Annotated in this window: 23 protein-coding genes; 6 read left to right on the top strand and 17 right to left on the bottom strand. The window is 64.0% G+C overall.

The window, feature by feature from the left end; all coding sequences use genetic code 11:
* Positions 1-138: 138 nt before the first annotated feature.
* On the top strand, positions 139-1,302 hold the full coding sequence (locus tag HMPREF2559_RS07515; protein ID WP_196131523.1) for an NRAMP family divalent metal transporter: 1,164 nt from the start codon (positions 139-141) through the stop codon (positions 1,300-1,302).
* On the top strand, positions 1,302-2,072 hold the full coding sequence (locus HMPREF2559_RS07510) for a putative hydro-lyase (RefSeq protein ID WP_066485252.1): 771 nt from the start codon (positions 1,302-1,304) through the stop codon (positions 2,070-2,072). The genes HMPREF2559_RS07515 and HMPREF2559_RS07510 overlap by 1 nt, the downstream gene beginning before the upstream one ends.
* 76 nt (positions 2,073-2,148) lie before the next feature.
* On the opposite strand, the gene HMPREF2559_RS07505 is transcribed toward HMPREF2559_RS07510, so the two are convergent.
* The 7 genes from HMPREF2559_RS07505 to HMPREF2559_RS07480 form a co-directional block, all read right to left on the bottom strand.
* Entirely contained in the window at positions 2,149-2,766 is a 618-nt protein-coding gene (locus HMPREF2559_RS07505; protein ID WP_066485258.1) for a GntR family transcriptional regulator, read from the bottom strand.
* A 50-nt stretch (positions 2,767-2,816) separates the two neighbouring features.
* The gene (locus HMPREF2559_RS07500; RefSeq protein WP_066485264.1) at positions 2,817-4,547 is read right to left on the bottom strand and encodes an acetyl/propionyl/methylcrotonyl-CoA carboxylase subunit alpha; all 1,731 of its coding nucleotides are present in this window, start codon (positions 4,545-4,547) and stop codon (positions 2,817-2,819) included.
* A 4-nt stretch (positions 4,548-4,551) separates the two neighbouring features.
* Positions 4,552-6,093 carry a 5-oxoprolinase subunit B/C family protein gene (locus tag HMPREF2559_RS07495; protein ID WP_066510948.1) on the bottom strand — a complete coding sequence of 514 codons (1,542 nt, stop codon included), beginning with the start codon at positions 6,091-6,093 and terminating at the stop codon, positions 4,552-4,554.
* Positions 6,093-6,854, bottom strand: a complete 762-nt coding sequence (locus tag HMPREF2559_RS07490; RefSeq protein ID WP_066510956.1) for a LamB/YcsF family protein — start codon at positions 6,852-6,854, stop codon at positions 6,093-6,095. Before HMPREF2559_RS07490 ends, HMPREF2559_RS07495 begins: the two co-directional genes overlap by 1 nt.
* A gap of 207 nt (positions 6,855-7,061) precedes the next feature.
* Positions 7,062-8,429, bottom strand: coding sequence for a DNA methyltransferase (locus HMPREF2559_RS07485; RefSeq protein ID WP_070540152.1), 1,368 nt, complete (start codon positions 8,427-8,429; stop codon positions 7,062-7,064).
* Between the two features lie 41 nt (positions 8,430-8,470).
* Positions 8,471-9,073 (bottom strand): hypothetical protein, encoded by a 603-nt coding sequence (locus tag HMPREF2559_RS12755; RefSeq protein ID WP_141628620.1) that lies wholly within the window; start codon positions 9,071-9,073, stop codon positions 8,471-8,473.
* Positions 9,074-9,084: 11 nt separating this feature from the next.
* On the bottom strand, positions 9,085-10,233 hold the full coding sequence (locus HMPREF2559_RS07480; RefSeq protein ID WP_066485273.1) for an AAA family ATPase: 1,149 nt from the start codon (positions 10,231-10,233) through the stop codon (positions 9,085-9,087).
* A 442-nt stretch (positions 10,234-10,675) separates the two neighbouring features.
* On the opposite strand from HMPREF2559_RS07480, the gene HMPREF2559_RS07475 reads away from it, so the two are divergent.
* Positions 10,676-12,271, top strand: coding sequence for a sodium-dependent transporter (locus HMPREF2559_RS07475; protein ID WP_210386309.1), 1,596 nt, complete (start codon positions 10,676-10,678; stop codon positions 12,269-12,271).
* An 18-nt stretch (positions 12,272-12,289) separates the two neighbouring features.
* Positions 12,290-12,466, top strand: coding sequence for a methionine/alanine import NSS transporter subunit MetS (gene metS / locus HMPREF2559_RS07470; RefSeq protein ID WP_068801485.1), 177 nt, complete (start codon positions 12,290-12,292; stop codon positions 12,464-12,466).
* A 60-nt stretch (positions 12,467-12,526) separates the two neighbouring features.
* Here metS and HMPREF2559_RS07465 read toward each other — a convergent pair whose 3' ends face one another.
* The 4 genes from HMPREF2559_RS07465 to HMPREF2559_RS07450 all read right to left on the bottom strand — a co-directional run bounded on the left by HMPREF2559_RS07465 (position 12,527) and on the right by HMPREF2559_RS07450 (position 16,812).
* Positions 12,527-13,666, bottom strand: coding sequence for an ATP-binding protein (locus HMPREF2559_RS07465; protein WP_070540148.1), 1,140 nt, complete (start codon positions 13,664-13,666; stop codon positions 12,527-12,529).
* A gap of 151 nt (positions 13,667-13,817) precedes the next feature.
* A complete protein-coding gene (locus HMPREF2559_RS07460; protein ID WP_066485288.1) occupies positions 13,818-14,555 on the bottom strand; it encodes a DsbA family oxidoreductase in 738 nt (245 codons plus the stop codon).
* A gap of 76 nt (positions 14,556-14,631) precedes the next feature.
* A complete protein-coding gene (locus HMPREF2559_RS07455; protein ID WP_070540146.1) occupies positions 14,632-16,110 on the bottom strand; it encodes a 3-oxoacid CoA-transferase in 1,479 nt (492 codons plus the stop codon).
* Positions 16,111-16,236: 126 nt separating this feature from the next.
* Positions 16,237-16,812, bottom strand: coding sequence for a TetR/AcrR family transcriptional regulator (locus HMPREF2559_RS07450; protein ID WP_066485294.1), 576 nt, complete (start codon positions 16,810-16,812; stop codon positions 16,237-16,239).
* A 114-nt stretch (positions 16,813-16,926) separates the two neighbouring features.
* Here HMPREF2559_RS07450 and HMPREF2559_RS07445 point away from each other — a divergent pair, with 114 nt between their 5' ends.
* On the top strand, positions 16,927-18,102 hold the full coding sequence (locus tag HMPREF2559_RS07445) for an acyl-CoA dehydrogenase family protein (RefSeq protein ID WP_066485299.1): 1,176 nt from the start codon (positions 16,927-16,929) through the stop codon (positions 18,100-18,102).
* Here the strand turns inward: HMPREF2559_RS07445 and HMPREF2559_RS07440 are convergent, their stop codons facing one another.
* From HMPREF2559_RS07440 to HMPREF2559_RS07415, 6 genes are all read right to left on the bottom strand, one after another.
* Positions 18,103-18,720: a cation efflux transmembrane domain-containing protein gene (locus tag HMPREF2559_RS07440; protein ID WP_070540143.1), complete on the bottom strand. Its 618-nt coding sequence runs from the start codon at positions 18,718-18,720 to the stop codon at positions 18,103-18,105.
* A 131-nt stretch (positions 18,721-18,851) separates the two neighbouring features.
* Positions 18,852-21,107 (bottom strand): 3-hydroxyacyl-CoA dehydrogenase/enoyl-CoA hydratase family protein, encoded by a 2,256-nt coding sequence (locus tag HMPREF2559_RS07435; protein ID WP_070540140.1) that lies wholly within the window; start codon positions 21,105-21,107, stop codon positions 18,852-18,854.
* Complete coding sequence (locus HMPREF2559_RS07430; protein ID WP_068801489.1) at positions 21,108-22,280, bottom strand: acetyl-CoA C-acyltransferase; 1,173 nt, start codon at positions 22,278-22,280, stop codon at positions 21,108-21,110.
* A gap of 161 nt (positions 22,281-22,441) precedes the next feature.
* Positions 22,442-23,776 (bottom strand): short-chain fatty acid transporter, encoded by a 1,335-nt coding sequence (locus tag HMPREF2559_RS07425; RefSeq protein ID WP_197418360.1) that lies wholly within the window; start codon positions 23,774-23,776, stop codon positions 22,442-22,444.
* Positions 23,777-24,053: 277 nt separating this feature from the next.
* Positions 24,054-25,007, bottom strand: coding sequence for an ornithine cyclodeaminase family protein (locus tag HMPREF2559_RS07420; RefSeq protein ID WP_066485319.1), 954 nt, complete (start codon positions 25,005-25,007; stop codon positions 24,054-24,056).
* A 103-nt stretch (positions 25,008-25,110) separates the two neighbouring features.
* Positions 25,111-26,052: a ribokinase gene (locus tag HMPREF2559_RS07415; protein WP_066511715.1), complete on the bottom strand. Its 942-nt coding sequence runs from the start codon at positions 26,050-26,052 to the stop codon at positions 25,111-25,113.
* A 55-nt stretch (positions 26,053-26,107) separates the two neighbouring features.
* On the opposite strand from HMPREF2559_RS07415, the gene HMPREF2559_RS07410 reads away from it, so the two are divergent.
* Positions 26,108-26,755 carry a TIGR03089 family protein gene (locus HMPREF2559_RS07410; protein WP_066485322.1) on the top strand — a complete coding sequence of 216 codons (648 nt, stop codon included), beginning with the start codon at positions 26,108-26,110 and terminating at the stop codon, positions 26,753-26,755.
* The last annotated feature ends 139 nt before the right edge of the window (positions 26,756-26,894 follow it).

Below are 26,894 nucleotides of genomic sequence, written 5' to 3'. Positions count from 1 at the left end.
TTACAGATTGTTGAACAAACCTCTATGATGATCGACATCACACACCTCTGCGACCCTCATCACTCAAAGGAGTCCACCGTGAGCACGGAAACAACGGCAACGCCCGTCCAGAAGAATCCGCCCAAGGGCATCGGCGCCATGGCCGGTGCCATGTTCCTCATGGCCACCTCGGCCATCGGTCCGGGCTTCCTCACCCAGACCTCGGTCTTTACCGTCCAGATGGGCGCGGCCTTCGCGTTTGCCATCCTCCTGTCGATCCTCGTCGACATCGCGGTGCAGCTCAACGTCTGGCGCGTCCTCGCCGTCTCCGGCCTGCGCGCCAACGAGCTGGGCAACACCGTCCTGCCGGGCCTCGGCTGGGGCATGGCGGTCTTCGTCTTCATCGGCGGCCTCGTCTTCAACATCGGCAATATCGCCGGCGCGGGCCTGGGCGTCAACGCGATGCTCGGCATCGACGCGCGCTGGGGCGGCATCATCGCCGCAGCCATCGCCGTGTTCATCTTCCTGTCCAAGCGCGCGGGCGTGGCTCTCGACCGTCTCGTCGCCGCGCTCGGCGCCATCATGATCCTGCTCATGCTCTACGTTGCCATCGTCTCCCAGCCGCCGGTCGGCGAGGCCTTGAAGAATACGTTCCTGCCCGAGGAGATCGACTTCTTCGTCATCACCACGCTCGTGGGCGGCACTGTGGGCGGCTACATCACGTTCGCTGGCGCCCACCGCCTTATCGACTCCGGACTCACCGGACCGGAGAATATCAAGAACATCACGCAGACCTCCGTGTGGGGCATCATCATCACCGGCATCATGCGCGTCCTGCTCTTCCTCGCCATCCTCGGCGTCGTCGCCACCGGCGTGACCCTCTCCAAGGAGAACACGGCTGCGGACGCCTTCTTCCAGGCCGCCGGCCAGTTCGGCCTCCGCGCCTTCGGCGTCGTCCTCTTCGCCGCGGGCCTGTCCTCGGTCATCGGTGCGTCCTACACCTCCATCTCCTTCGTCACCACGCAGCAGGTCGCCCCGCGCACCCGCAACTTCCTAACGGTCGCCTTCATCGTCGTGTGCACCGTCGCATTCGCCATCATGAACTCCGCTCCGCAGAAGCTCCTCATCTTCGCCGGTGCCTTCAACGGCCTTATCCTTCCCATCGGCTTTGCCGTCGTCATGTGGGTCGCCTGGCGCCGCCGCGACCTACTGGGCGGTTATAAGTACCCTGCGTGGCTGCTGGGCATCGGCTTGCTGGCCTGGCTGCTCACCATCTTCATCGGCGTCAAGGCCTTCTCCGGCATCACGGCGCTGTGGGCATAATGATGATTCCCGAAGAGGTTCGCGCCGCAGCGCGCACCCAGGCGCTCACCACGACAGCGGGCCTGGCGCGCGGCTACATGCAAGCCAATCTGCTTGCCGTGCCCCAGGAATACGCCTTCGATTTTCTGCTTTTTGCGCAGCGTAACCCCAAGCCGTGCCCCATCGTGGGTGTCCTCGAGGCAGGGCAGTATTCCTCCGAGCTCCTGCCCGGCGGCGACATCCGGACCGATATCCCCGGCTACCGCGTCTTCCGTGACGGCGAGCTCATCGCCGAGCCTTCCGATGCCACCGCCTACTGGTCCCAGGACATGGTCGCGTTCCTTATCGGCTGTTCCTTTACCTTTGAGACGGCTCTCCTCGACAACGGCGTGCCCGTCGCGCACATCGAGCAGGGTCGCAACGTGCCCATGTACCGCACGACCATCCCCACGACCCCGGCGGGTGTGTTCTCCGGACCCATGGTCGTGTCCATGCGCCCCATCCCGGCCGCCCAGGTCGCCGACGCGGTGCGGATTACCTCGCGCTACCCGTCCGTTCACGGCGCGCCCGTGCACGTGGGCGACCCGGCCGCCATCGGAATTGCGGACCTCACGCAGCCAGACTTCGGCGAGGCCGTCGATATCCCAGCGGGCACCGTGCCGGTCTTTTGGGCGTGCGGCGTGACCCCGCAGGCCATCGTCATGGAATCCAAGCCGAGCCTGGCGATTACGCACCAGCCCGGCACGATGCTCGTGACCAACGCGCGGGACCTCGAATACCAGGTGCCGTAGTACAGGGCTCGTTGCCTCAACGCGCGAAAAATCGGCGCAGATGTGGCGATTTTGGCAGTGACACAGAGGGCGAGAGCTAGTCCAGTACGGCGAGGATCTTGTCGAGCGTGCCCAGCAGCGTCGCGCGGGAAAGCTCCGCGGCGTCCTCGCGCTTGCCTTCGGCAATGAGCGTGGCAAGCTCCACGTTGCCGTCGATGTGGGAGGCGTGGAGATCGGGGTAGCGGGGGATGACGCGCAGGAAGCTCAGACGCATGCGGGCGAGCAGGTTGGACATCTCGCGGTCGAGCGAGACGCTGCCCAGGCTCGCCACGAGGGCACGGTGGAAGCGCTGGTTGATATTCGACACCATTGCGTGGCCGGGCTCGTCCAGGTGCTCGCGCGCCGAGGCCGTGAGCGTGACCAGTGCGCCGGGGTCGTCGAACGTGCCCCACCGCACGCCAGCGGGTTCGAGGGCCGCGCGGGCCAGATAAAGATCGCGCACGAATTCTGCGTCCGGGACAGCGAGGAAGACGCCGCGGTTGGGCTTGCGGTGGACCAAGCCTTGTGCGCCGAGCATGGCGAAAGCTTCGCGCAGGGTATTGCGCGAGCAATCGAAGCGTTCGGCGGCGCGGATTTCGCTGAGCTGTTGGCCAGGCTCGAACTCGCCATCGGAGATAGCCTCGCGCAGGGCAGAGGTCACGGTGTCAGCAAGCATGCGTTTGACCTTACTCTACGGCGACGGAGTCCGAGCCTGGATTCACCGACTTAGGCGATGGTGGCGATGACCGTGCTGGGCGTGAGCTTGTCTCCCGGCTTCGCCTGGAGCGTGATGGTGCCGGTGTGCGGGGCCTTGATGGTGGATTCCATCTTCATGGCCTCGACGGTGGCGATGACATCGCCCTCGCTGACCTGCGCGCCGTTGGCGACGTGCCAGTCCACGAGGTTGGCCTGGAAGGGGCTGGTGACGGCGTTCTCGTCGGTGGGGGCGGCGCCGGTAGACGGTGCGGAGGAGGGGGCATCGGAAGGCGCGGTGAAGAGCTCGGCGGGGAAGCCGATGTTGACGAGCTTGCCGTCGATCTCCACGGCGACGGTGCGGCGCTGGGCGTAGATGGACTCGACCGGCGCGGACTGCACGGCGCCGCCCGGGCGGTAGTTGTGGTCAACCCAGTCGGTGTAGACGCCCGTGCCGGAGTCGAGGTTCACGAGGGCGGGCTCGTGGACCATGTCGCGGTGGAAGGGGAGCACGGTGCGCACGCCGTTGATGGTGAACTCCGTGAGTGCCTGCTGCGCGCGGCGTAGAGCGACCTCGCGCGTCGGGCCCCACACGATGAGCTTGGCGATGAGCGAGTCGTAGTACGGCGGCACGATGGAGCCGGAGCGCACGGCGGCGTCGACGCGGATGCCGGGGCCGGTGGGCGGCTCAAAGGCGACGATGGTGCCAGGGCAGGGCGCAAAGCCGTTGAGGATGTCCTCGGCGTTGATGCGGAACTCGAAGGCGTGACCGTGGGAGGCGGGATCCTCGGTGAGCGAGAGTTCCTCGCCCGCGGCGACGCGGAATTGCTCGGCGATGATGTCGACGCCGGTGACGACCTCGGTGACGGGGTGCTCGACCTGGACGCGGGTGTTGACCTCGAGGAAGGAGATGGTGCCGTCCTCAGAGACGATGTACTCGACGGTGCCGGCGCCGGTGTAGCCGACCTTCTGGCAGATGGCGCGGGCGCCCTCGATGATGCCCTCGCGCTGGGCGTCAGTGAGCCCCGGGGCCGGGGCCTCCTCGACGAGCTTCTGGAAGCGGCGCTGCGTGGAGCAGTCGCGCGTGCCGAGCACGACGACGTTGCCGTGGGTATCCGCGATGACCTGGGCCTCGACGTGGCGCGGGTGGGTGAGGAATTTCTCGACGTAGCACTCGGCGCGGCCGAAGGCCTCGCGGGCCTCGCGGCCGGCGGAGTTGAAGGCGCCCTCGATGGACTCGAGATCGTCGACGACCTTGAGGCCGCGTCCGCCGCCGCCGTAGGCCGCCTTAATCGCGATGGGGAGGCCGTGCTTCTGCGCGAACTCGCGGGCCTCCTGCCAGTCGTCGATGGGGTCCGAGGTACCCGGCGCCAGCGGGGCGCCGACCTCCTCGGCGACGCGGCGGGCCGCAATCTTGTCGCCGAGCAAGTCGATGGCGTCCGGCGAGGGGCCGACCCAGGTCAGGCCGGCGCCGGTGACGGCGCGGGCGAACTCGGAGTTCTCCGACAGGAAGCCGTAGCCCGGGTGGACGGCGTCCGCGCCAGCGCGCACCGCGATATCGAGGATGGCGGGGACGTTCATGTACGTATCCGCCGCGGTGTTGCCCGGCAGGGCGTAGGCCTCGTCCGCGACCTGCGTGTGCAGGGCACCGGCGTCGGCCTCGGAGTAGATGGCGATGGACTTCATGCCAAGGTCGCGGGCGGTGCGCGCAATACGCACGGCGATCTCGCCGCGGTTGGCGATGAGCACGGTCTGAATCTTCATGTTTTTACTTCTCCACAATCTCGAAGCGGACGCGGGCCCCCGGCGGGAGCTGGGCCGCGATATCAATGTCTTCTTCTAGTACCGTCGCCACGACGGGGTAGCCGCCGGTGACGGCGTGGTCGCGCAGGAAGACCACGGGCTTGCCGTTAGGCGGAATCTGGACAGAGCCCGCGACCATGCCCTCGGAGGGCAGCTCCTCGTAGCGGTTGCGCTCGAGGGTGACCTCGGAGTCGAGGCGCAGACCCACGCGGTTGGAATCCGGCGTGACGGTCCATTCGGTCTCCGTGAAGGCGTGCACGGCGTCGGCCGGGAACCAGTCGTCGCGCGGGCCGAGCACGCAGCGCAGACGGCCGACGGTGCGGCCGCTTTCCTCGGTGACGCGCAGCGGGTTGGCGAGCTGCGCGTCCGTCATGGCCGTCGAGCGCGGCAACACGCCGATGACGTCGCCCTTGTGGACGGGGTCTGGGCCGAGGCCGGAGAGGATGTCAGTGGCGGATGAGCCGAGCTCGGCGTCGGCGACGATGCCGCCGCGAACCGCGACGTAGGAGCGTAGGCCCAGCGTCGCATTGTCGATGGTGAGCGTCTGGCCCGCTGTGACGAGCACGGGGCGGGCGAGGTGAACCGGCATGGTGCCCAGCTTGACGCGGGCGACGGCGCCGGTGACGCACACGACGGTATCGGTGAGCGCACGCACCGTGAGCCCGCCAATGTTTTCGAGCACCGTCGCACCGCGGGGGTTGCCCACCGCGATATTGGCCGTCGCTGCGGCTGCGCGGTCCGCCGCACCCGAGGGCGTGACCCCCAGGTTGCCGCGCCCCGGGCGGCCGAGGTCCTGGTACAAGGTGAGCAGGCCAGCCTCGACGACCTCGAGGCGCGGCAGGCGCGCCGGGGCGCCGGCGTGGCGCGACGTATCCGGCAGCAGCTCCGGAAGCTGCGACACCGCGCGGTAGCGCACGCGGTCGCCGGGCTGGACGAGTGCGGGCGGCTGCGCTTGGGACTGCCACATGGGCGTCGTGGTGGTGCCGAGTAGCTGCCAGCCGCCGGGGGAGACGCGCGGGTAGACGGCCGAGAAGTCGCCCGCGATGCCCACTGCGCCCGCCGGGACGGCGGTGCGGGGCGTGGCGCGACGGGGCATCGCCAGGCTGCGGCCCGGGTCGGCCGGCGCGCAGTAGGTAAAGCCCGGCGCAAAGCCGCCGAACGCGGCGGTCCACTCGGTCGACGTGTGCCATTCGATGAGCTCGTCCGGGGTCATTCCCGCGAGTTGGGCGGCCTCCTCGAGGTCCTCGCCGTCGTACAGAACGTCGATTTCCACAGTGCGCGGCTCGGCGGCGGCGCGGCTGGCGGGCTCGAAGCTGGGGAGGAAACGCGCGGCCTCGGCGGCGGCGTTGGGGGTTTCAAAGGTGAGCAGGAGCGTGGTCGCGGCGGCGATGCAGTCGACCTGGTCGCGCAGCGGCTCGGACTCGAGTGCACCATGCCACGTCATGACCTGGTCCAAGCCGTCTAAGTCGATGAGCAGCGCGCGCGTGCCCACGGGATGGATACGCATTAGATGAAGCTCCGCACGTCGATGCCCTTATCCTTGAGCGTTGCCACGACGCTGCGCAGCATGTTCACCGCGCCCTGCGAGTCGCCGTGGGTACAGATGGACTGCGCGTCGACGTCGAGGCGCGTGCCGTCGTAGGCGGTAACCGAGCCGGTCTCTGCGACCTGGAGCACGCGCGCCGTGACCTCCTCGGGGGTTTCGAGCACCGCGTAGTCCAACGTGCGGGAGACGAGCGTGCCGTCCGGGTTGTAGTTGCGGTCCGCGAAGGCCTCGCGGATGACGGTCAGGCCATTCTTCTCTGCGATGTCGACGGCGACGCCGCCGGGCAGGAGCATGAGCGGGATATCGCCGAAGGCCTTGACGCCGTCCACAACGGCCTTGGCCTGCGCCTCGTGGTGGACGATCGCGTTGTACATCGCTCCGTGCGGCTTGACGTAAGCGACCTTCGTGCCAGCCGCGCGGGCCAGGGCGTCGAGCGCGCCAATCTGGTAGGTGACCTCGTCTGCAAGCTCCTCCGGCTGGTACTCGATAAAGCGGCGGCCAAAGCCAGCCATATCGTTGTAGCCCACGTGCGCGCCGATGACGACGTCGCGCTCGGCGGCCGCGCGGACGGTCTGCGCGATGGAGTGGGCATCGCCCGCATGGAAGCCGGTGGCGACGTTGGCCGAGGAGACCATCTCCAGCATCGCCGCGTCGTCCGCGACGGGGTTGCCTGCGGTGGTCTCTCCGAGGTCGGCGTTGAGGTCAATGCGCAGCGCGCTCATGTGGGGCCGGTCCTTTCTACTGTGACGCCCTGAGGTCCCGGGCGGGATTGTTGAACAATATGTTGTGTAGTGTAGCCCGCGTCACCCCATATTGTGAAGGCCGTTACGCTCTGCACTCCCGCATGACTACCCCCACTCGCGACATCATGATCTACGTTCAGCACATATAAGCCCCGGATCCATGGACGCAGAGGCCGCTCATATGTCCTAGAGGTAGATCGTCGCGCGGTGTCCAAAGACATCGCTGACTTCGACCTGCACGCCGGGGCCCTCCACGGGTGCGACGGGTCCCGAATAGATCTCCGTGCCATCCGCAGTACTTACCGTCCACGTGGCCGCGAGCGCCAGCGGCTCCGCTTCATGAATCTCCGCTAGTTTCCGTGCGTTCTCCTCGTCAAGGCCCAACGCCGCCGCGACCGCGGAAACGTCGCGATACGTAAAGTCGACCAGGGCCAAGCGCCCATCGAGGACGCGAACCTGCGCGTCAATGACCTGGGCTTCCGCGGCGTCGACAAGAGCGCGTATCGGTACGCCTAACCGCGCGCGCATGACGCTCACCGCCGCCGCGCCCACATCACCCGTGATAAACCGTCGGCCGGTGCGCTGCGCCACCGCGGCCGTCGTGCCCGAACCGCCAAAGAAGTCAGCGACGAGCCCACCGGGCGGGCACGCAGCCTCGATGAGCCGGGCGAGTAGCTTCTCCGGCTTTTGGGTGTCGTAACCCAAACGTTCCGCGGCATTGCCTTTGATAATCGAGATGTCGTAAAAGACGTCGTCCTGCACTTTGAACTCCGAAGTGAAGTCGAAGAGCACGTCTTCATCGACCAGTTCGCGTCCGAGTTCCTTCACTCGTTTGCGCGCGCGGCCCGCGATGAGCCGATCCGTGCTCTCCTTGACGTCGCCCCAGTAGAGCTTGTCTCCGCGCAGCCGTCGCGCGTAACGCTTCTTGTATTCGCTTTCCGCGCCCTTGACCGGCTGGAAGTAATAGCGGTGCGGGTCGCGTGCATAGAAGTAAATCGTGTCATGGTTCTGCGGAAAGCGGCGCGTAGTCCGACTCATTTTGCCGTAGCGCCACACCAGCTCATTGATGAAGCATTCGCGCCCGAATATCTCGTCGAGCAGCACGCGCACATAATGGCCCACGTGCCAGTCGAGGTGCACCATGATGGAGCCGGACTCCGCGAGGAGCTCGCGCATGAGGATAAGCCGCGGCGCAAGCATCCCCAGATAGGCCGCTGTGCTGGCATCCGTAGCGCTCAGCTTTCCGATGCCGCCGTGCCCCCACGAGTCCTTATACGCCGGCCGCGTGATGTCGACGGCGCGTCCATCGGAGAGAGGCACCGTAACCGTCGCCGCGTACTCCGCGCGGGAGTCGAAGGGCGGATCGATGTAGATGAGGCCGACCGTGCCCGCCGCACCTCCGGCGAGAAGCCCCGCGAGGGCCTGCAGATTGTCGCCGTGCAGGATGGTGCCCTCGGCGTCCGTGAGTGGCGCGGCCGCGGCCTTCGCCTGCTCAGCCTCTTCGCGTGCGGCGGTGAGGATGCCGGGCAGGGCGGCGAGCAAGGAAGTGGGCATGGCAGAAATATACCTTGTAAGTTCGGTGGAAAACTGAGGGATTAGCGAGCTGTGCTGGAAGAAGCAGCGGCAGTTAGACGCAGCCAGGCACGCTGCAGGCTGGGACAGTGCTGGCGGGCGGCGTCAATATCCCAGTGATCACGGCCAAATTCGGTGAGGTGATCAGCAAACAGCGGACCCATCCGCACCTGTGTTCCCAGCGTAGATACGAACTCTTCTTTGAGCTCACGTGGAGCATATTCGTGGACGAGAGAGAGCAGAGTGCGTTTGGCATGTACTAGCGCCTCAGGTTCCCGTGGAATGGCGCGACGCGGAATGGAGAAATACTCGCTTATACCGTCCGCATCTCCAAGAAGCCAAGCTTCGGTCATTGTGCACGCCACCCGATAGAAAAAAGAGGGCACTGTTGGGGTGGAAAGGCGTGCTCGTAGCTCAACGGGACAAGCTCCATCGCTGTCGCGCAGCACTAACCAGCCTGTTGAGGGATCGAGCTCAGCTGCACGGGCATACCCCGGTGTATGTTTATCAAGCTGCGCGTATCCACGTTTGACGAAAGAGTGTGCCGGTTGATGTCCTGTTGCTTTGAGAAGTGCTAGGACAGCGCCTTTATCGGAATTACCTTCAACGACATAGTTGATGAGCATGGTTGTCCATTTCAACTGGCGACGCTGATGAGCCCATCGAGGCCATGGGGATTGATGAGAGCGTCAACGACATCAGAGAGCGGAAGGCCAGCCGCCAGCTCGGCATGGACCGACTCGATTTCGGAGAGGAGGGTGCCTGTTGTTCCCTCGCGTCCGACACGCAGAGCGAGAACTTCTGCGGGGTCGACGCCTTCGTCATCGAGCAGATCAGGGGAGTGCGTCGACATTGCTATCTGCATTGACTTTCCGCGCTGGGCGCGCGCGAAGAGTGTGGGAAGCACACGCACGATTCCAGAGTTGAGCGACAGCTCAGGTTCCTCAAGCAAGAGCAAGCCGGACGACGAGGATTTAGAAATCACCGCCCACAGTAAACCGATGAGCCTGAGCGTTCCGTCCGAAAACTCCGTTTCTTGTTGATGCGCGGCCTCTTTGCGCCAGTGCCGGTACCCGGCTACGAGGTGCGGATTGCCGGATCTATCGACCTGTAGCTTGAGTGATTCGAATTCAGGAACGGCCGCAGTGAGCGCGGCCTGAATGCGGCCAAGCCACGCGTTTCGTGTTTGTTCCGGAACGGAATTGATCTCAGCCAAGAACCCGCGTCCAAAGGCGTCGCTGGTTGAAGCACCGTGAGCGGTCTCGCGCAAGGCTTGGGGAGAAAGATGAAAGTACTCGATTGAAGAAAAGAAGTCTGCCAGCTGTCTGAAAGACTTATTGGCGGCAATCTGTTCTAGGTGAGTCTGGGTGAGCAACTCTGGATCGTCCATGTCGTCGGAATTAGGACGAAGGAGAAGTTCGTTCTTATCTTTGTATACAGCCTCCTCAGCGACGAGTGGTCGGTGTAAACCGTTCTTTTCCTGGTGCAGGCTGAGTCGGTATATCCAGTCATGCGAGTCGTCTTGAAGGTGTAGCTCGAAGGTGACTTGGCCACGGTTGAAATTCCGTGCGTTGAGGTTGCGCACGTTTTTCATACCGCCTCGCGTGTCGAGGGCAGATGTCATGCCGCCGCCGCGGCGCGCGATTTCTCCAATAAAACGCAGCGCATCGAGAAAATTAGATTTTCCCGAGGCATTCGCGCCCACGACGAAAAGGCGGTTGTGAATGTCGACGTTGAGCTCTCGGAAATTCCGCCAATTCTTGAGGGAAACGCGTGTCAATTTCATGCTGGTAAGTCTATCGGAGACACATGGGCTGCACAGCGCAGCGAAGCAATAGGGTTCGTGCGGCTTCTGGCTTCGCAAAGGTGCAGAGTATTCCGTCATGGTGGTGTTGCCTGTGCGGACTCGACGGAGGCGCATGAGGATGGGTATTCGGCGAGCGTGTGCAGCGTGATCCTGTGCAAAGTTTGTTGCGTGACGTCTAGCTCTTCGCAGTATTAGGAACTAGCAGCTCATCCGTGGGCAAACATATGAAAATAAATTTCGCCGATCTTCTACCTATCGATCGCTAGGTAGATTATGATTCCTGTTCATACACGTTGCGCACTGCTTTCCCGCGTTTGGGGAGAGAAATGTTCATCGTGGGGTGCCGGGCGGGTCGTGCCCAGCATCGTCTCTCTCTATCGGGTTTCCGGGTACAGCCCCGGACAAGGACAAGGTGGCTTCTATGTCGAATGAAGTGAGGACTCGCTCCGAGCGAGACACATTTAATACGCGCCTGGTGTTTCTCATGGCCGCGATTGGCTCTGCCGTTGGCCTGGGGAATATCTGGCGCTTCCCCTACGTCGCGTACGAAAACGGCGGTGGCGCGTTCCTTGTTCCATATATCGTGGCGCTGCTGACCGCGGGTATCCCGATTCTGTGGTTTGACCTCGCCCTCGGCCACCGCTTCCGTGGCTCGACGCCGCTGGCTTTCCGCCGCATGTCGCCCAAGGCGGAGTGGACTGGCTGGTTCAAGGTGGGCGTGAACTTCTTTATCGCCATCTACTACGCTGCCATCGTCGCGTGGGCGGCCATCTACACGGTGAAGTCCTTCAACCAGGGCTGGGGCGATAAGCCGGACGAGTACTTTATGGGTGATTTCCTCCAGGCGGACACCTCCGTGAATTACTCGGCGCAATTCGTCTGGCCGATTCTGCTCGTCATGGTCCTCGTCTGGATTATCTGCATCGTGGCTCTTGCGACGGATATCAACAACGGCATCGGCAAGCTCACCTCCATCTTCCTGCCGGTCCTCGCCGTCATGTTCATCGTCCTCGTGGTGCGCGCACTCTTCCTCGATGGGGCCGTGGACGGTCTCAATGCCTTCTTCACACCGAACTGGTCGGTGCTCACTGATCCGTCCGTGTGGATCGCCGCATACGGTCAGATCTTCTTCTCGCTGTCCATCGGCTTCGGCATCATGATTACCTACGCGTCCTACCTCAAGCCGCGAACCAACATTACGAACACGGGCTTGGTCACGGCCTTCGCGAACTCCTCCTTCGAGGTTCTCGCCGGCATCGGCGTCTTCGCGACGTTGGGCTACATGGCCGCCCAGCAGGGCGTGGGCGTGGACGAAGTTGTCTCTTCCGGCATCGGCTTGGCGTTCATCGCGTTCCCGACGATCATCAATTCCATGCCGTTGGGCGGACTCTTTGGCTTCCTCTTCTTTGGGTCTTTGTTCCTGGCCGGCGTGACCTCGATGATCTCCATCATGGAGGTCGTCTTCGCTGGCGTCGCTGATAAGTTCAGCATCCCGCGAAAGAAGGCTGCTCTCTACGCCGGCACTGTCATGGCCATCGTCTCGTGTCTGCTCTTTTCCACGCAGTCTGGCCTCGTCACCCTCGACGTCATGGATAAGTTCACCAATAACCTGGGCATCGTCTTTGGCTGCGTCTGCGCGCTCATCATGGTGGGCTGGGTGCTCGGTCGCCGCACCGAGATTGCGCAGCACATCAACGCCGTGTCCGCGCTGCGCGTCGGGCTGGTGTGGGAGTTCCTCACCTTCGTGGCTACTCCGCTGCTGCTCGTCTACTTCCTTGTCACTGAGATTATGAGCCTCATCAAGGAGCCGTACGGCGATTATATGCAGTCCCAGATTGGTCTCTACGGCTGGGCGGTTATGGCGACCATCTTCGCGATCGCCATCGTGGGTCCGCTGCTCACGTTCCGCGGTTCCCAGCACCTCGACGGTTTCGAGACCTCGGATTACGGCGTTCCTGCCAAGGGTCGACCGAAGGGCACTCCCAATCCGCTGGCCAACCCGACCACCCAGAACTAATAGAAAGGACGCACCATCATGAACACGAGCGCCATCATCTTGATGATTCTCTTCATCGTCGTCATCTGGGGCGGGTTGCTGCTCTCTATCGTGTGGCTTAACCGCACGAAGGACGAGGAGACTGGCGAACTCGGCACTGCGCCGGGCACTGATGACGAGACGCTGTCGCACCGCACGCACGAGATTGCGGCTTAAACGCCGTCTCGCAGAGTGACAAGGGGGAAGTCCTGTGTGGGCTTCCCCTCCTTGAGCGTTTTAGCGATGCGTCTGCATGAGCAGATAGTCCTGGAAGTAGGGGAGCGCAAAACGGAGCGCGCCATAGCGAGCGGGAGTGATGAGTTCTTTGTCAATGAGCCCGCGACGCACCATGGAGAGCGCCTTCGTGGTCTTTCCCAGTCGCTGAGCGATGGCGGCGATGGGGATTGCTCCGAGTTGGTCAGTGTCGCACTGGGCCATCGCGGAGAGGAACTCGTGCTCGCGGTCGGTAGTGGTTTTCAGCGCAATGGCGTGGACCTGATTGCCCATGTGCTGGACGATTTCAGGAGCGAGCTCGGTGACATGCTTGTCAGTCATGACCGTGGTGCCGGCGATGGATGCCTTGGTCCACGCTAGGGCGCCGACGAGCTGGATGAGGTAAGGGTACCCATGTACGAGCTCAACGGCGCGGGAAAGCGCTGATTCGGTGAAGCGCCTGCCTCCTGATTCTGCTGTTTCGGTGAGGACACGGGCGACTACCTCGTCGGTCAGTGGGGCCAGCTCGAGACGATGTGCGCGGCGCATGAACGTCGTGCCGGGGTGTTTCAATAAAGCATCGATACCAAAGGTGAGTCCAGCAGAGGCAAAGGCGATATCGGCATCATCGCGGACAAGATCCTGGACTGCCGTTGCGAGCTCGCTGAGCTGGTTAACATCGACAGCCTGAATCTCGTCGAGAGTCAGGAGGATACCGGCCTCATGCGCGTGTGCCGCACGTGCCAGGGCACGAAGGCGTGAGATGAGCGTGGGGAGCGGGGTATCCGCAGGCGGAGGTGCATCGACCTTGATGGAGCCGATGCCAGCGACCGAGACGCCGGAGATACGGCGACCGTCGCGCGGCGCGTAATCGAGTGCCGCGAGCGCTTCGGGGATAGCGGAGTCGCGGAGGTGCTCCACCATGTGGGCATCGGGATAGGCACGGAGGACTATCCATCCCATGGAACGGGCTGTGTCTTCGAACTCGTTGAGCAGAACAGTTTTCCCAATGCCGCGCGCGCCGCTGATGAGGACAACACGTTGCATGCTGCCTACGCCGCCATAGAGTCCATAGAGGAAGGAATTAACTTCGAAATCACGACCACCGAGCTTGAGGGGTGACGCCCCAAAGCTCGGTCGGAAGGGGTTGTTATCGGGGATCATCGCGGCGTGTTCTTTCTCGGTGGTAGAGGACGAGGTTCTTCATAGATTTTAGAACTTTTAGAAATTGGTCGCGCCTTTAGAATTTTTAGAACTCGCGATTCTCTTTAGAACTCACTGATCCTGTAGAGACAACTGTGATCCGGGGTGGCAGCTAGCAGCCGTCCGGGCCGCAGGCCGCTCCGGAGTCGATGCCGCCGATGACGTTGAGCGCCGCGGGCTGCTTGTGGGTTTCGTCCCAGACCTGGTTGAGGGCCTGGACGAAGAGCTCGACCGGCTGGGCACCGTTGACTGCCCACTTGTTTTCAATAAGGAAGAAAGGCACGCCGGTGATGCTCAGCTGGTGGGCGTGGTCCTCGTCGGCGCGCACGGCGTCGGCGTAGGCGTCGGAGTCGAGGACCTCAGTGACGCGTTGCGCGGGCAGGCCGAGTTCCGTGGCGATGGCGTGGAGCACCTCCGGGTCGGAGATATCCAATCCGTCCGTGAAGTAGGCGGTGATGAAGGCCTCTTCGACGGCGGCGGGCGAGGGGGCGGGGGCATCGGCAGGCTGGGCAGCGAAGTAGTCCCACGCGGCGTGCATGAGGCGGTGTGCGGCGAAGGTATTGCCGGGCTTGGCGACCTCCCAGTTGAAGGTGAGGCCGACGGCCTCGGCGCGGCGAGCGATGTCGAGCTGGGCGGCCTCGGCCTGCTCGCGGGTGGAGCCGTATTTACTCGCCACCATGTCCACGACGTTGCAGCCGGAATATGGGGCGGCGTTCGGATCGAGCTCGAAGCTATGCCAATGGATGTCGACCTCGTCCGCGTGTTCAAAGCGCTCGAGTGCTAGCTCAAGGTGGCGCTTGCCAATGATGCAAAACGGGCAGATGATGTCGGACCAGATGTCGATGCGCATGAAGTTACTCTTTAATTTCGGTATTAAATGACACCTAGTCAGACGCCCCGGGCCCCGCGAGTATTCCCGCAGCAGGTTAGCTCACAGCGACGGGCAGCTGCGAGGTGTAATCCGCCTCGGTCGCTGCGGCGACGTCGGCCTCAGTGACGCCGGGGGCGAGCTCCGTGAGCACGAGGCCATCTGGAGTCACCTCGAAGACGCAGAGGTTGGTGACAATCTTGGTGAGCACGCCCTTGGCAGTGAGCGGCAGTTCGCAGACCTTGCGGATGCGGGACTCGCCGCCGGGCGCGGTGTGGTCCATAATCGCGATGACCTGCTGGGCGCCCTTGACCAAGTCCATGGCGCCGCCCATGCCCTTCATCTTCTTGCCTGGGATGCCCCAGTTTGCGATGTCGCCGGTCTGGGAGACCTCGAAGGCGCCGAGGACTGCGGTGTTTACATGGCCGCCGCGAATCATGGCGAAGCTGGTCGAGGAGTCGAAGACGGAGCCGCCCGGCAGGATGGTGACGCACTCCTTGCCGGCGTTGATGAGGTCCGCGTCAATGTCTTCTTCATACGGGTACGGACCAGTGTTGAGGATGCCGTTCTCGGACTGGAGAGTGACCTTGACGCCCTCCGGAATGTAATTGGAGACCGCCGTGGGCATGCCAATACCAAGGTTGACGTACTCACCATCGCTAAGCTCCTGCGCCGCGCGCTCCGCGATCTGGAGACGGGACCAGCCCTTCTCCGGCGCGTGCGGGTCCTCGGGGCGGCCGCCGCCCTCGCCACGCGTGCGGAAAGTCGGGCGCTCGATGTATTTGTCCTCGGCCTGCTGCGGGGTGAGTTCTAGAATGCGGTCGACGAAGATGCCGGGCACGTCGATCTCGTTGGGGTCGAGCTCGCCCGCCTCGACGAGGTTTTCCACCTCGACGACGGTGACGCGGCCGCACATCGCGGCGTCCGCATTGAAGTTGCCCGCCGTCTTACGAAAGACGAGGTTGCCCTCTGTGTCCGCCTTCCACGCGCGCAGGAGCGAGAAATCCGTGACGAGGGATTCCTCGAGCACGTAGGTCTTCGTGACGCCATTGCGGGTGAACTCGCGCGTTTCCATGGGCTCCGATTCCTTCATGAGCGTGCCGTCCGGCGCGTAGCGCACCGGCAGGCCGCCGTCCGCACGCGCCGTGTCGACACCCGTCGCGGTGTAAAACGCCGGAATTCCCGCGCCGCCCGCGCGCATCTTCTCCGCGAGGGTCCCCTGGGGGATGAGGTCGACCTCGAGCTCGCCAGCGAAGAACTGACGCTCGAATTCCTTGTTGAAGCCGATGAAGGAGCCACCAAACTTAGCTACCTGTTTGGCGTTAAAGAGCAGCGCCAGGCCCAGGTGCTTGTCGTCGATCTGCGTACCCGGGTTATTGGAGTAGACCTCGAGGTCGGTGACGCCGGTGTCGACGATGCCCTCCAAGAGGACAAGGGGGTTGCCGCAGATGCCGAAGCCTCCCACGGCCATGCTCATGCCGGATTCCAGGCCGTCGAGTGCCGAAGAGAGGTCGGATACAACTTTGTTGGTGGACATGGGGGATGCTCCTTGTGCTCTGAATTCAACCGCGAAATGCGAATGACTATTCGCGTGTTGCATGCCAAGGGTAGTGGTAGTCCGGTGTGGCGTCAAGCACAATTTTTCAGAAAATGTGACCTGAATCTAGGGGGTTTCCAGCTGGCGCAGGGCAAACTGGGCGTACATCTCGCCCAGCTGCTCTGGTGAATACGCGCCTTCTGGCGAGTACCAATTGGCTACGCCGAGACCCATGTCGATGAGCGCCCAGCAAGCAATTTTTACGTCGGGTGCGCTGAAGATTCCCTCCGTCACGCCCTCGTTGACCACGGTCATCCAGCGCGCGACATAATCGCGCCGGGCTTGGAGAACGATGGAATGGCTCGGTTCTTCGAGGGATGAAATGTGCGCAGTGAGCACGCGCACGCGCATGGCCTGCGTGGTGTGATAAACGATGTGCGTGCGCATGGTTTCCGCGAGTCGCTCGCGCGGCCCCGTGATGCCGGCGAGGGCTGCGGCGTTGGCGCGCAGCATGTCCTCCATTGCGGTGATTGAGATGTCCGCGAGGACTTCCTGTTTGGAGTGGAAGTGGTTATACAGGCTCGAGGCGCGCATGCCCACCGCCTTCGCGATGTCTTCCATGCCGGTGGCGTGGTAGCCGCGCTCATCGAAGAGGGCGAGAGCTGCGGCGGAGATCTGGTCGCGGCGTTTCTGATTGGCCATGGCGCGGGCTGCCTTTCTGGATGGGGAAATGGGTCGAGTGCTTGACAGGACGTGTTATGCTCGTCACAATAGCAAACTAATAATCATTCGTACGCGAGCGTGCCGGGAGGCGTCATGTCACACAACCTGTTTGAGTCTACAACCGATTTCCTGGGCGTCTTCGACGGCATCACTGCTGCCGATGCCGCCACATGGTCCCGCGCCGCCTCCTTCCGCGACGCCTGCCTCCCCGTCATCAACGAGCACTGGCAGAAGGCGGAGTACCCGCTCGACCTCGTGCGCCTGCTGGGTGAGAAGGACGTCATGACGGACGGTCTCGAGGTCGACGGTCATGCGCATATGTCCTCGTTAGGAGCAGGTTTGGCGCTTATGGAAGTCACGCGCATCGACGCGTCGATGGGCACTGTCATCGCCGTCCAGGCGGGCCTGGCCATGCGCTCGATTGCGATGCTCGGCTCTGACGAGCAGAAGAAAAAGTACCTATCTGACATGGCTGACTGCTCGCTGCTCGGCTCCTTTGCGCTCACAGAACCGAATCACGGCTCGGATTCCATCGCCTTGGAGACGACCGCCGTACGCGACGGTGATGAGTTCATCCTCAACGGCGAGAAGAAGTGGATCGGCAACGGCGCCTCCGGCGGCATCACCATCGTCTACGCTCGCCTCGAGTCCGGCGACGTCTCCGGCTTCATCGTTCCGCAGGACACCCCGGGTTATTCCGCGACCGTCATCGAGAACAAGCTCTCGCTGCGCGCCATCCACCAGGCGCACATCACGCTCACGGACTGCCGCGTGCCGGCGGCGAATCAGCTGCCCAACGCAAAGAGCTTCAAAGACACCGCACGCGTGCTCATGGCGACGCGCATTGGCGTGGCATGGATGGCTCTGGGGTCGGCCGTCGCCTGCTACGAAATTGCACGCGAGTACGTTCTCGAGCGCCAGCAATTCGGCCGCGAGCTCGCCAAGGCACAGATTATCCAGCAGCGCCTGGCGAACATGGCGCTTGATCTCAGCCAGATGATGCTCATGTGCCGCGAGGCCTCCACTCGCGAGGAGGAGGGCACGCTCGCGCCGGAGCAGGCGTCCATGGCCAAGCTCCACAACACCCGCGCCGCGCGCCGCATTGCTGCCGATGCCCGCGACATGCTCGGCGGCGTGGGCATCCTGCTCGATAATCACATTGCTCGCCACTTCGCCGATATCGAGGCGATGCACACCTATGAGGGCACGGACACCGTCCAGTCGCTCATCATGGGCAAGAAGATCACGGGCTTCTCGGCGTACAAGTAGTTAGTCTTCTTCCAACTCGGGGTCTTCGGCGCGAGCCTGCTCGAAGACCTCATTCGCTGCGCGCAGGTTGATGACGCCGATGACAAGTCCCACCACGATGTCCGGCCACGCGCTGAACCAGAACATCGTGACGACGCCGGCGGCCAGAATGAGCAGGTTGGCCGCCACGTCATTGCGTGCGGCGAGCCACGCGCCGCGGGTGAGCGCGTTGCCCGCGTTACGCAGCTGCGCGAGCAGCAGCGCGCAGACAAGATTGATGATCATGGCGCCCACGGCCGTCGCCGACAGGGTGAGGGCTTCCGGCGGCTCGTGCGTCACCATCTTCCAGATGGCCATGCCGATCGCCGAGCATGCCGGAATAAGAATGAGTCCGGCCAGCACGTAGCTGGCCTTGCGGCGGCTCGCGAGCGACCATCCCAGCGCCGTGACGACGAGAATATTGATGAGGAAATCCTCGAGGAAGTCCGCCGCGTCCGCGAACAGCGAGGCCGAGCCAATGGCCGCGGCGATGCCCGCCTCGACGAGACAGCCCGCGAGGTTGAGCAGCGCGACTACGAGCACGATGGTGCGGGCGCGCGACGAGAGCGTCGAGGCAGAGATTTCGGGAGAGTCAGACACGCCGATAGTCTAACGAGTCGGCCCCACCGAAAATAGCCACAACGTCCGAATAAGACCGTGGATCTCAAAATTTTGAGGCCTTATTCGGGCGTTGTGGCTATCGGTGCCGCCGAGCAGGCGGACCCCGCCGCTTAGTTGCGCAGCGGTGTGCGCGTGCGCGCCATGTGCGCGGAGCGTTCCACGTTGGCGGGCCAGAGCAGGACGGGGACATCGAGCTCGACCTCACGGTCGCTGAATTCTGAGTAGGAGAGCGCGGCCGCGCCGTTCGCGTCGCCGGCGGCCTCCTGCTCGTCGAGCGAGCCCGCGGTGTAGACCTTCGCGAGCTGGGCCACGATGGCGTGGTCATTGTCCGTCGTGTCCTCGAGTGGCCAGGCGGCGTCGAGCGGCGGCTGGCCGGAGTAGAGCGGTAGCGAGACGTCCGTGCGGGGCGTGTACCCCTCAGCCAATGCGGCGGCTTCCTCGATGGCGCGGGCAAGAACGTGGTCAGGGGACATGAGGATGACGTCGCTCTCGCGCACGGCGTCCACGTCACGGGCGAAATAGGCGTTCGGCGCGGGAGTCGCGGAGGCAATGAAGTCGAAGGCGCGCTGGTGCGCATCGGCGTGGCCAGCCTCCAGGTTGTGCTCGAGCATGGCGATGGAGCCGCCCCAGCCGGGGTAGAGACCCACGTTGCGTTCCGGGAAGCCAACCTTGGTATCGGCATGAATGACGAGGCGGTCGCAGGCCAGCGCCAGCTCGCAGCCGCCGCCCAAGGCCACGCCACGCACCGCGCCCACGATGGGCACGGGCGCGAAACGCAGGGCGCGCATGGTCTCGGAGCCGTCGCGGATGAGACCTCGTACGCGTTCGGCATCCCCGGATGCCGCGGCCTCGGCGATGGTAGGCAGATCAGCGCCGGCGCTGAACGCACGCGCCTCGTCGTTGCCGATCACGAGTGCGTCGATATCCTCTGCCTCGGCCGCGTGCTCCACGCAGGCGCGGAGGAATGCAAGCCCTGCCGTGGGCAGGGAGTTGAGTGGCGTGTGGAGGTCGATGATGCCGATCCCGCGTCCCTCGGCATTGACGTGGTGCAAGGTCCCGGCCTCGTGCTCGAGCACTGCCGTGGCGCCTGCCGCGCGGAGCCCCGCGAGCGTCACCACGCCGGGGCGCTCCGGCAGCTCGACGGGATTGCCCGTCGAGGAGAGCACCTGGCCTGCAGCTGGGTAGAAGCCTTCCGATGCCGCCTCCACCAGCGCGGGCACTCCGCCTTCCGACGCGGCGAGAGCCGCGACGAGCCACTCGTGACCGACGGCATCGGCCAGTTCGAAGATGCCCTTCTTCCAACCGAAGCCGAGCTTGAGGCCGTCGTCGATAAGCCCCACGTGGTCCGCGATATCCGGGGCAACCTCGCAGCAGTAGCGCAGCGTCGCGAGGAAGAGATCGCGCGCGAACCGGCCGCCGGGGGAGTCGGTGTCCATGACCTCGCGCGGGTCTTTGAGACCCACGACAGGATCGTCCGGCTGCAGGCGCGGGCCATATGAGTAGTCTTCGCGCACCGACTCGTCGCGACCGCGGTAGAAACCGCCCTCGCCGGTGCGTCCGGTGAGCCCGCGCTCGACGAGGCCTGCGATGAATTCGTCGCGGCCCAGCGGCACGTCGAAGATGCGGTCGCCCTGGGGGAGCGCAGCTTCGAGGCTGCCCCAGATGGGAGCGACGAGCTGGAGGCCGATGTAGTCGAGCAAGCCAAAGACTCCGGTGCGGGGGATGCCGAACGCGCGGCCAAAGGCGGCATCGGCAAGCTCGTAGCTCACGCCGTGCTCGTGGGCAGTGAACACGCCGGCGGCCAGCCAGTAGCAGCCCACGCGGTTGGCGATAAAGCCCGGGGTGTCGCGGCAGTCGAGGGCAACCTTGCCCAGCTGCTGCTCGATGGCCAGGCGCAGCGTCGCGGCCGTGTCGTCGTTATTGGCGACGAGCTCGACCAGCCGCATGATCTTGGGCGGATTAAAAAAGTGCGTGATCGCGAACGTGTTTTTCCGCGTGATGCCTTCGAGAAGTCGTGCCAGCGGCAGCGTCGAGGTATTTGACGTGAGCAGGGCGCCGTCTTTGAGGTGCGGCTCGACCTGCGCGTAGAGGTCGTGCTTGGCGTCTAAGTCTTCAAAGATGGCCTCGATGACCCAGTCCCGGTCCTCGAGGAGCTGGAGGTCCTCGCCCGTGACGGCTGGGCGAATATTCTCCACGTGCGACGGGTGATAAAAGCCCTTGCGTTTTACCTGGATGTCAATGCCCTTCTGTGCGCCCTCGCGCGTGATGTCGAAGAGTAGGACGTCGATTCCGGCGGAGGCCAACAGTGCGGCAATGCCTGCACCCATGGAGCCTGCGCCAAAGACGGCGGCTTTCTGGATAGTCATTTAGTTGACCTCCTTATTCTCGATGATGATGGCGATGCCCTGGCCGCCGCCGATGCACATGGTGACCAGGCCGTAGCGCTTGCCCTCGCGGCGCAGCGCGTAGAGCATCTTCGTGGTGAGGATGGCGCCCGTGGCGCCGACGGGGTGGCCGTGGGCGATGGCGCCGCCGTAGATATTCGTTTTGGCGGGGTCAAAACCCAGCTGGTCTTGGACCGCGAGCGCCTGGGCGGCAAAGGCCTCGTTGGACTCGATGAGATCAATGTCGTCGAGGCTGAGCCCTGCCTTCTCCAGGGCCTTCGGCACGGCCGCGACAGGGCCCAGCCCCATGCGCGTGGGATCGACGCCGCCGATGCCCCAGCTTACGAGCTTGCCCAAGGAGGTCAGGCCGCGCTTCTCGAGCTCCTCGCCCGTGGTGAGCACGACCGCGGCGGCGCCGTCGTTGATGCCCGAGGCGTTGCCGGCGGTGACGGTGCCGTCCTTTTGGAAGGCGGGTTTGAGCCCAGCGAGCGCCTCCGGGGTGGTCTCACGGATGTGCTCGTCGTGGTCGAAGGTGCCTTTCTTTGTCTCGATGGGCACGATTTCCTCGGTATGAAGTCCCGCGTCGCGCGCGGCGGCCGCACGGCGCTGCGACTCGGCCGCGAACTCGTCCTGGCGCTCGCGGGTGACGCCATGGTCAGAGGCGACGTTTTCGGCCGTGACGCCCATGTGTCCGGTGCCGAACGGGCAGCTGAGTGCTCCCGTGAGCCAGTCATAGAGCTTGCCTTCGCCCATGCGTTTGCCAAAGCGGGCGCCCTCGACGGAGTAGGGCGCGTTCGACATGGACTCGACGCCGCCCGCGAGTGCGACCGTGGCGTCCCCGTCGCGCAGCTGCTGCGCCGCGGAGATGATGGCTTGGACGCCGGAACCGCAGAGTCGATTGACGTTCATCGCAATCGAGGAGTCCTCCATGCCCGCGCCGAGCGCAATCTTGCGGGAGATGTACAAGTCGCTGGGGATGATGGGCAGGACGTTGGCGATGACGGAGGAATCGATTTCTGTGGCGGCAATCCCCGAACGCTCAATCGCAGCCTTTGCTGCCGTCACGCCGAGCTCTTCCAAGCTGAAACGCGCCAGCGAGCCGCCGAATTTGCCAATGGGTAAGCGTGCGGCGGAGACGAAATGGATGTCGGTCATGGTGGTCAATCCTCCCGTTTAGCGAATGACTATTAGTTTTGTGGGGTAGCCTACGTCACAATGCGTGCGTGTGCAATGATTCGGCGGTGTGGGGCTGAAAATCCCGTTGGCTCCAACAGAAAAGCCCGTCCGGAGCCGGGCTGCGTGCTGTTGCGAGGAGATTATCCGACGAAGCCAACGAGGAGCATGGTGGCCGCGAGTGGGATACCTGCGGCGATGAGTGTGGCTGTGGTGTATCCGAGAATGTCGCGGATCTTCAGGCCGGCGACCGCAAGGATGGGCAGCGCCCAGAACGGTTGGATCATATTTGTCCATTGGTCGCCGTATGCGATGGCCATGATGACGACGGCGGGGTCGGCGCCCATGGACTGGGCGGCGTCGAGGAGGATGGGGCCTTGGACGGCGAGTTGGCCACCACCTGAGGGGACGAAGAAGTTGACAATGCCAGCGGAGAGGAAGCCGAGAACACCGATGGTCTCTGGATTTGCGACGGCGACAATGGAATCGGACAGCAGCGTGGCCAGGCCGGTGCCGGTCATAATGCCCATGATGCCGGCGTAGAGCGGAAACTGGATGAGGATTTCGCCAACATTCGAGGCGGCGTCAGCGGTGAGTTCTATGAGCTCGTGGACATTGCGCACGAATAGGAAGATGAGCGCCAGGAAGAGCCAGTTGACGATGTCGAGCGTTGTGCTGCCGCCGTGAGCGAAATGTACGACGAGGTATGCGACGAGGGCGAGTCCGGTGAGGAGGGTGGGGATGCGGCTGCTGTCGATGCGGTCCGCGAAGGTACGCCCGGGTGCTGCATGTCGATCGGCTTCGGCGAGGGCTTCGACGTGCGATTCATCAATGACGTGGGAAGGATCGATGCGGCGGGGCGCAATGATGAAGAGCATGGTAGCGACGCAGGCGACCGTTAATGCAATGCCGAGAAGATTCCACCATGAAAAGAGGGTCTCGCCGAGGGAGATCGTATGGTCGAGTTGCTGAGCGATGAAGGAGTCCTCCGTAGCGGCGGTAAGTTGCGCGGAGCCGGAGTAGCCCATATGCCAAATGACCATCGCCGAGTACGCGGAGGCGATGAGCATGGGGAAGCTGATGGCTGTTCCACGTCGATGAAATTCAACAGCAATGCGCTTGGCGAGGAGGGCTCCGAGGATGAGGCCCAGACCCCAGGAAAAGAGCATGGCGGCGACGCCAATAAAGAATACGAAGAGATACGCCTGCAGCGCGGTTTTGGGCACGGATGCGAGGCGTTTGAGTACTCGGCTCACGGCGTGTGTGCCTGCGAGAATTGACCCGAGGAGAAGGACGAGCGCCATTTGGGTCATGAAGGAGAGCAGCCCTGAGAGACCGTCGCCCCATGACTGGACGACGGTGGTCGGCCCAGAATCGGTGAAGATGAGAGCGAGGAGCGCGACGACGCCGGTGAGAATGATGGCAAACGTCAGGGACGACGGCGTGAATTCTTCAACGACGCGATTGATGGGTTTCATTGCCCGAGCGAAAGGGGCCTCTCGCTTCTCTGCTGCGTCGGGAGCTGTGATGGTAGCCATGGTCGTGACCTTTCATGCGAAGGGATAGTTAAGCGAATCGCAATTAGTTTGGCACGTAGTCTAGGTCACAATTGGGGATATGGCTAAGGAAGGGGAAACAAAAGTCTTTCGTGTGAAGTGTGTCAATGGCCGGCGCGGCACGAAGGAAGCGGCATCAGCGCGGTGTTGTGCGTGGATGAGCGGCGGGGCAGGCCTGCCGATGCAAAAGTTGTGAAAATTAGGCGGAGGGTGCGGGAATGGCGGCGGCGATGGTCTCGGCGACGGCGAGGTCTTCCCACGGCATGCCGGTGAACTTAAAAACGATGGGGGAGTCGCGGTGGAGCTCGACGTCGCCGCGGACGACCTCGGCGAAGGTATGGAACGCGGATGCGTCGGCGGCACCGTCTGCGATGGCGAGGATGACGTCGCCGCCCTCGCGCAGCGTGGCCTCGTGGTCTTCGACGATGACCTGTGCAGCGGCGATGAGTTCGCTGGGCAGCTCGCGGGCGTCCGGGGTATGAGAGCCGACGGCGACGATGAGGGCATCGGTGCGGACGTCGGCGGCATCGAGGATGGGCTCGGACGCGGTGGTCGTCGTGATGATGAGTTCAGCGCCGGCGGTGGCGGACTGGGCCTCGGCGGACCCGGCAGCGTGCCAGGTGCGTCCGTCACCGGGATCGGTGCGGCTGATAAAAGTCGTGCGGACGGGACGTACGCCCGCGAGGGTGTCACGCAGCGTGGCCGCATGAGCGTCGGCCTGCACGCCGGCGCCGAAAATGACGGCGTCAAGAGGCTGCGAGGAGGCGGTGAGCAGATCAAGAATGCAGGCGACAGACACGGCGGGCGTGCGCAAATTGGTGAGCGTAATCCCGTCGATGAACGCGGAGGGGCTCAACGTCTCGCCGTCGAAGAGCGCGTACGTGCCCTGAATGCGTGGCAGGTCGGGGTTGTAGCCTGCGGGGGCGACGGAAATGAGCTTGATGCCGAATGCCGTGGACGAGGTAGACGGCATGAGGAGAAACTCGCCGTTGGCCGTGGGCAACGCTGAGCGCGCGTGGTCGTTGGCCGGGTCGAATCCCTCGCGCAGGACACGGCGCAGCGTGTCGACGGCGTCGCGTGGGCGGACGTGGGCCGCGATGGTCTCGGCGTCGATGATGCGCGGCGTGGTTGGGGGCGTTGTCTGGGGAGTCACGGTCTCTCCTCTGATTGTGATGGGCGGTCGCGGAAATGTGGCCGCCACTGTACCTAAGGGCGCGTGTGTAGGAGGTGCGGTGGAGGGCGAGACTGGTGTGGGATTAGACGTGGGGCAGCTCCGCGTCGCGGTCCGGGTAGGAGGGCTGCGCGCCGTGCGTGAGCGTGGCCTGGGCGCCGACGCGGGAGGCATGGCGGGCGGCATCGGCAAGCTCGGCTCCGGTGAGGAGCTGGGCGCAGAGCGCGCCGGCGAAGGCATCGCCCGCGCCGGTCGTGTCGACGGGCGTAACGTGCGGCGTCGCGATGTCCGTGAGGCCCTCGGCGTCGGCGACGAGGGCGCCGCGGGCACCGAGAGTGAGCACGACGGAAGCAAAGCCAGCGTCGAGGAGAGCCTGCGCGAGGTCGTGGGGATCGTCGCTGGTGGCGGGGCTGCCGAGTTGCTCGAGGATAAGTCCTGCCTCGTGTTCGTTGGCGATGATGGGGTCGGCTTTGAGCAGCGCGTCGCGGTCGACCTCGACGACGGGGGCGAGGTTGACGATGACGCGGGCGTTGCTGACGGCGTCAATGGCGGCCTGGAAGCCGTCTGCGGGGATTTCGCCTTGAAGCAGCACGATATCGGCCTCGGTGATGGCCGCGGTGTGCTCGGCGACGTAAGTGGCGTCGACGTGAGCATTCGCGCCGGGAATGACGATGATGGTGTTTTCGCCGTCATCGGAGACGGTGCACACCGCTAGGCCGGTCGTCGTGTCCTTGAGCCGAACGACGTGGGTGAGATCGACGCCTGCGGATTCGAGGTAGCGCAGCGCGGGCTGCGTGTAGGCGTCGTCGCCTACCGCGCCGACGAACGTGACGTGCGCACCCTGGAGCGCAGCCGCGACGGCCTGATTGGCACCCTTGCCGCCGGCGAGAACCTCGCCGCCGGAGCCCAGGAGTGTCTCGCCCGGGTGCGGGTGGCGCGCGGTGTGGACGAAAAGATCGGCGTTGATAGAACCGACGACGGTGAGCGAACCTGTGCGGTGAGAAGCGGGGCTGGTCTGGGATATCATGACGCCGATTATGCCGGACAACTCGGCGCGCGACGGGCGGGTAGGATGGGCGGCCATGAAACTGCTGCACACTCTGTTGGAACGCGATCCATCTTCGCCGCGTCTTACGGTCTACAACGAGGCCACAGGCGCACGCATGGACTTCTCGGCCCAGACCCTCGACAACTGGGCGTGCAAGATCGCCAACATGCTCGAAGAGGAGCTCGAGCTGGCGCCCGGAGACACGATTGTCATCGATGTGCCGGTGAGCTGGCAGGCAGCCGTCATTGCGTTGGGAGCGGTTGCGGCGCGCGTGAACTACGAATTTACAGATGACACGGAGCTCAGCCCGGAGGTCACGTTTGCGTCGCTGGAGCGTGCGTCGGAGCATAGCGGTGACGTGGTAGTGGTCAACGATGATCCCTTTGGCCGTGGCGTCACGGAGACTGGCGGGGAGCTGCCCGCCGGCGCGCTCGACTTTGGGCCGACGGTGCGTTTCTACGGGGACCAGTACATGGGCGACGCCCCGGCGTTGGAAGAGGTCGTGCCGATCCCGCAGGAGCATCGTCTGCTGTCCACGGGGTGGGTGGATAACGCGACGTTTAGCGACGCTGTCCTCGCGCCGTTGGCAGGCGGCGGATCTGCCGTTGTCGTGGCGGGGCTGACCGAGGCCGAGCGGCTCGATGTCATTGCGGACAATGAGAAGGTGACCTCACGCCTGTAATGGGGGTGTAGCGCTCGGTGTGCGTGCTGTGCGAAGCGTGCGAAATCCCAGCTCAGCGTACCAATGTCGCACTTTTGTGAGTGGTACGTTATTCTGTGTGTGCAAGGCAGTGCGGCGCCGGGCATTCACCCCCCCCCCC

Source organism: Corynebacterium sp. HMSC072G08 (assembly GCF_001809185.1).
Classification (GTDB): domain Bacteria; phylum Actinomycetota; class Actinomycetes; order Mycobacteriales; family Mycobacteriaceae; genus Corynebacterium; species Corynebacterium phoceense.
The sequence above is the reverse complement of the archived record's forward strand: the minus strand, read 5'-3'. Positions and strand labels throughout refer to the sequence as shown.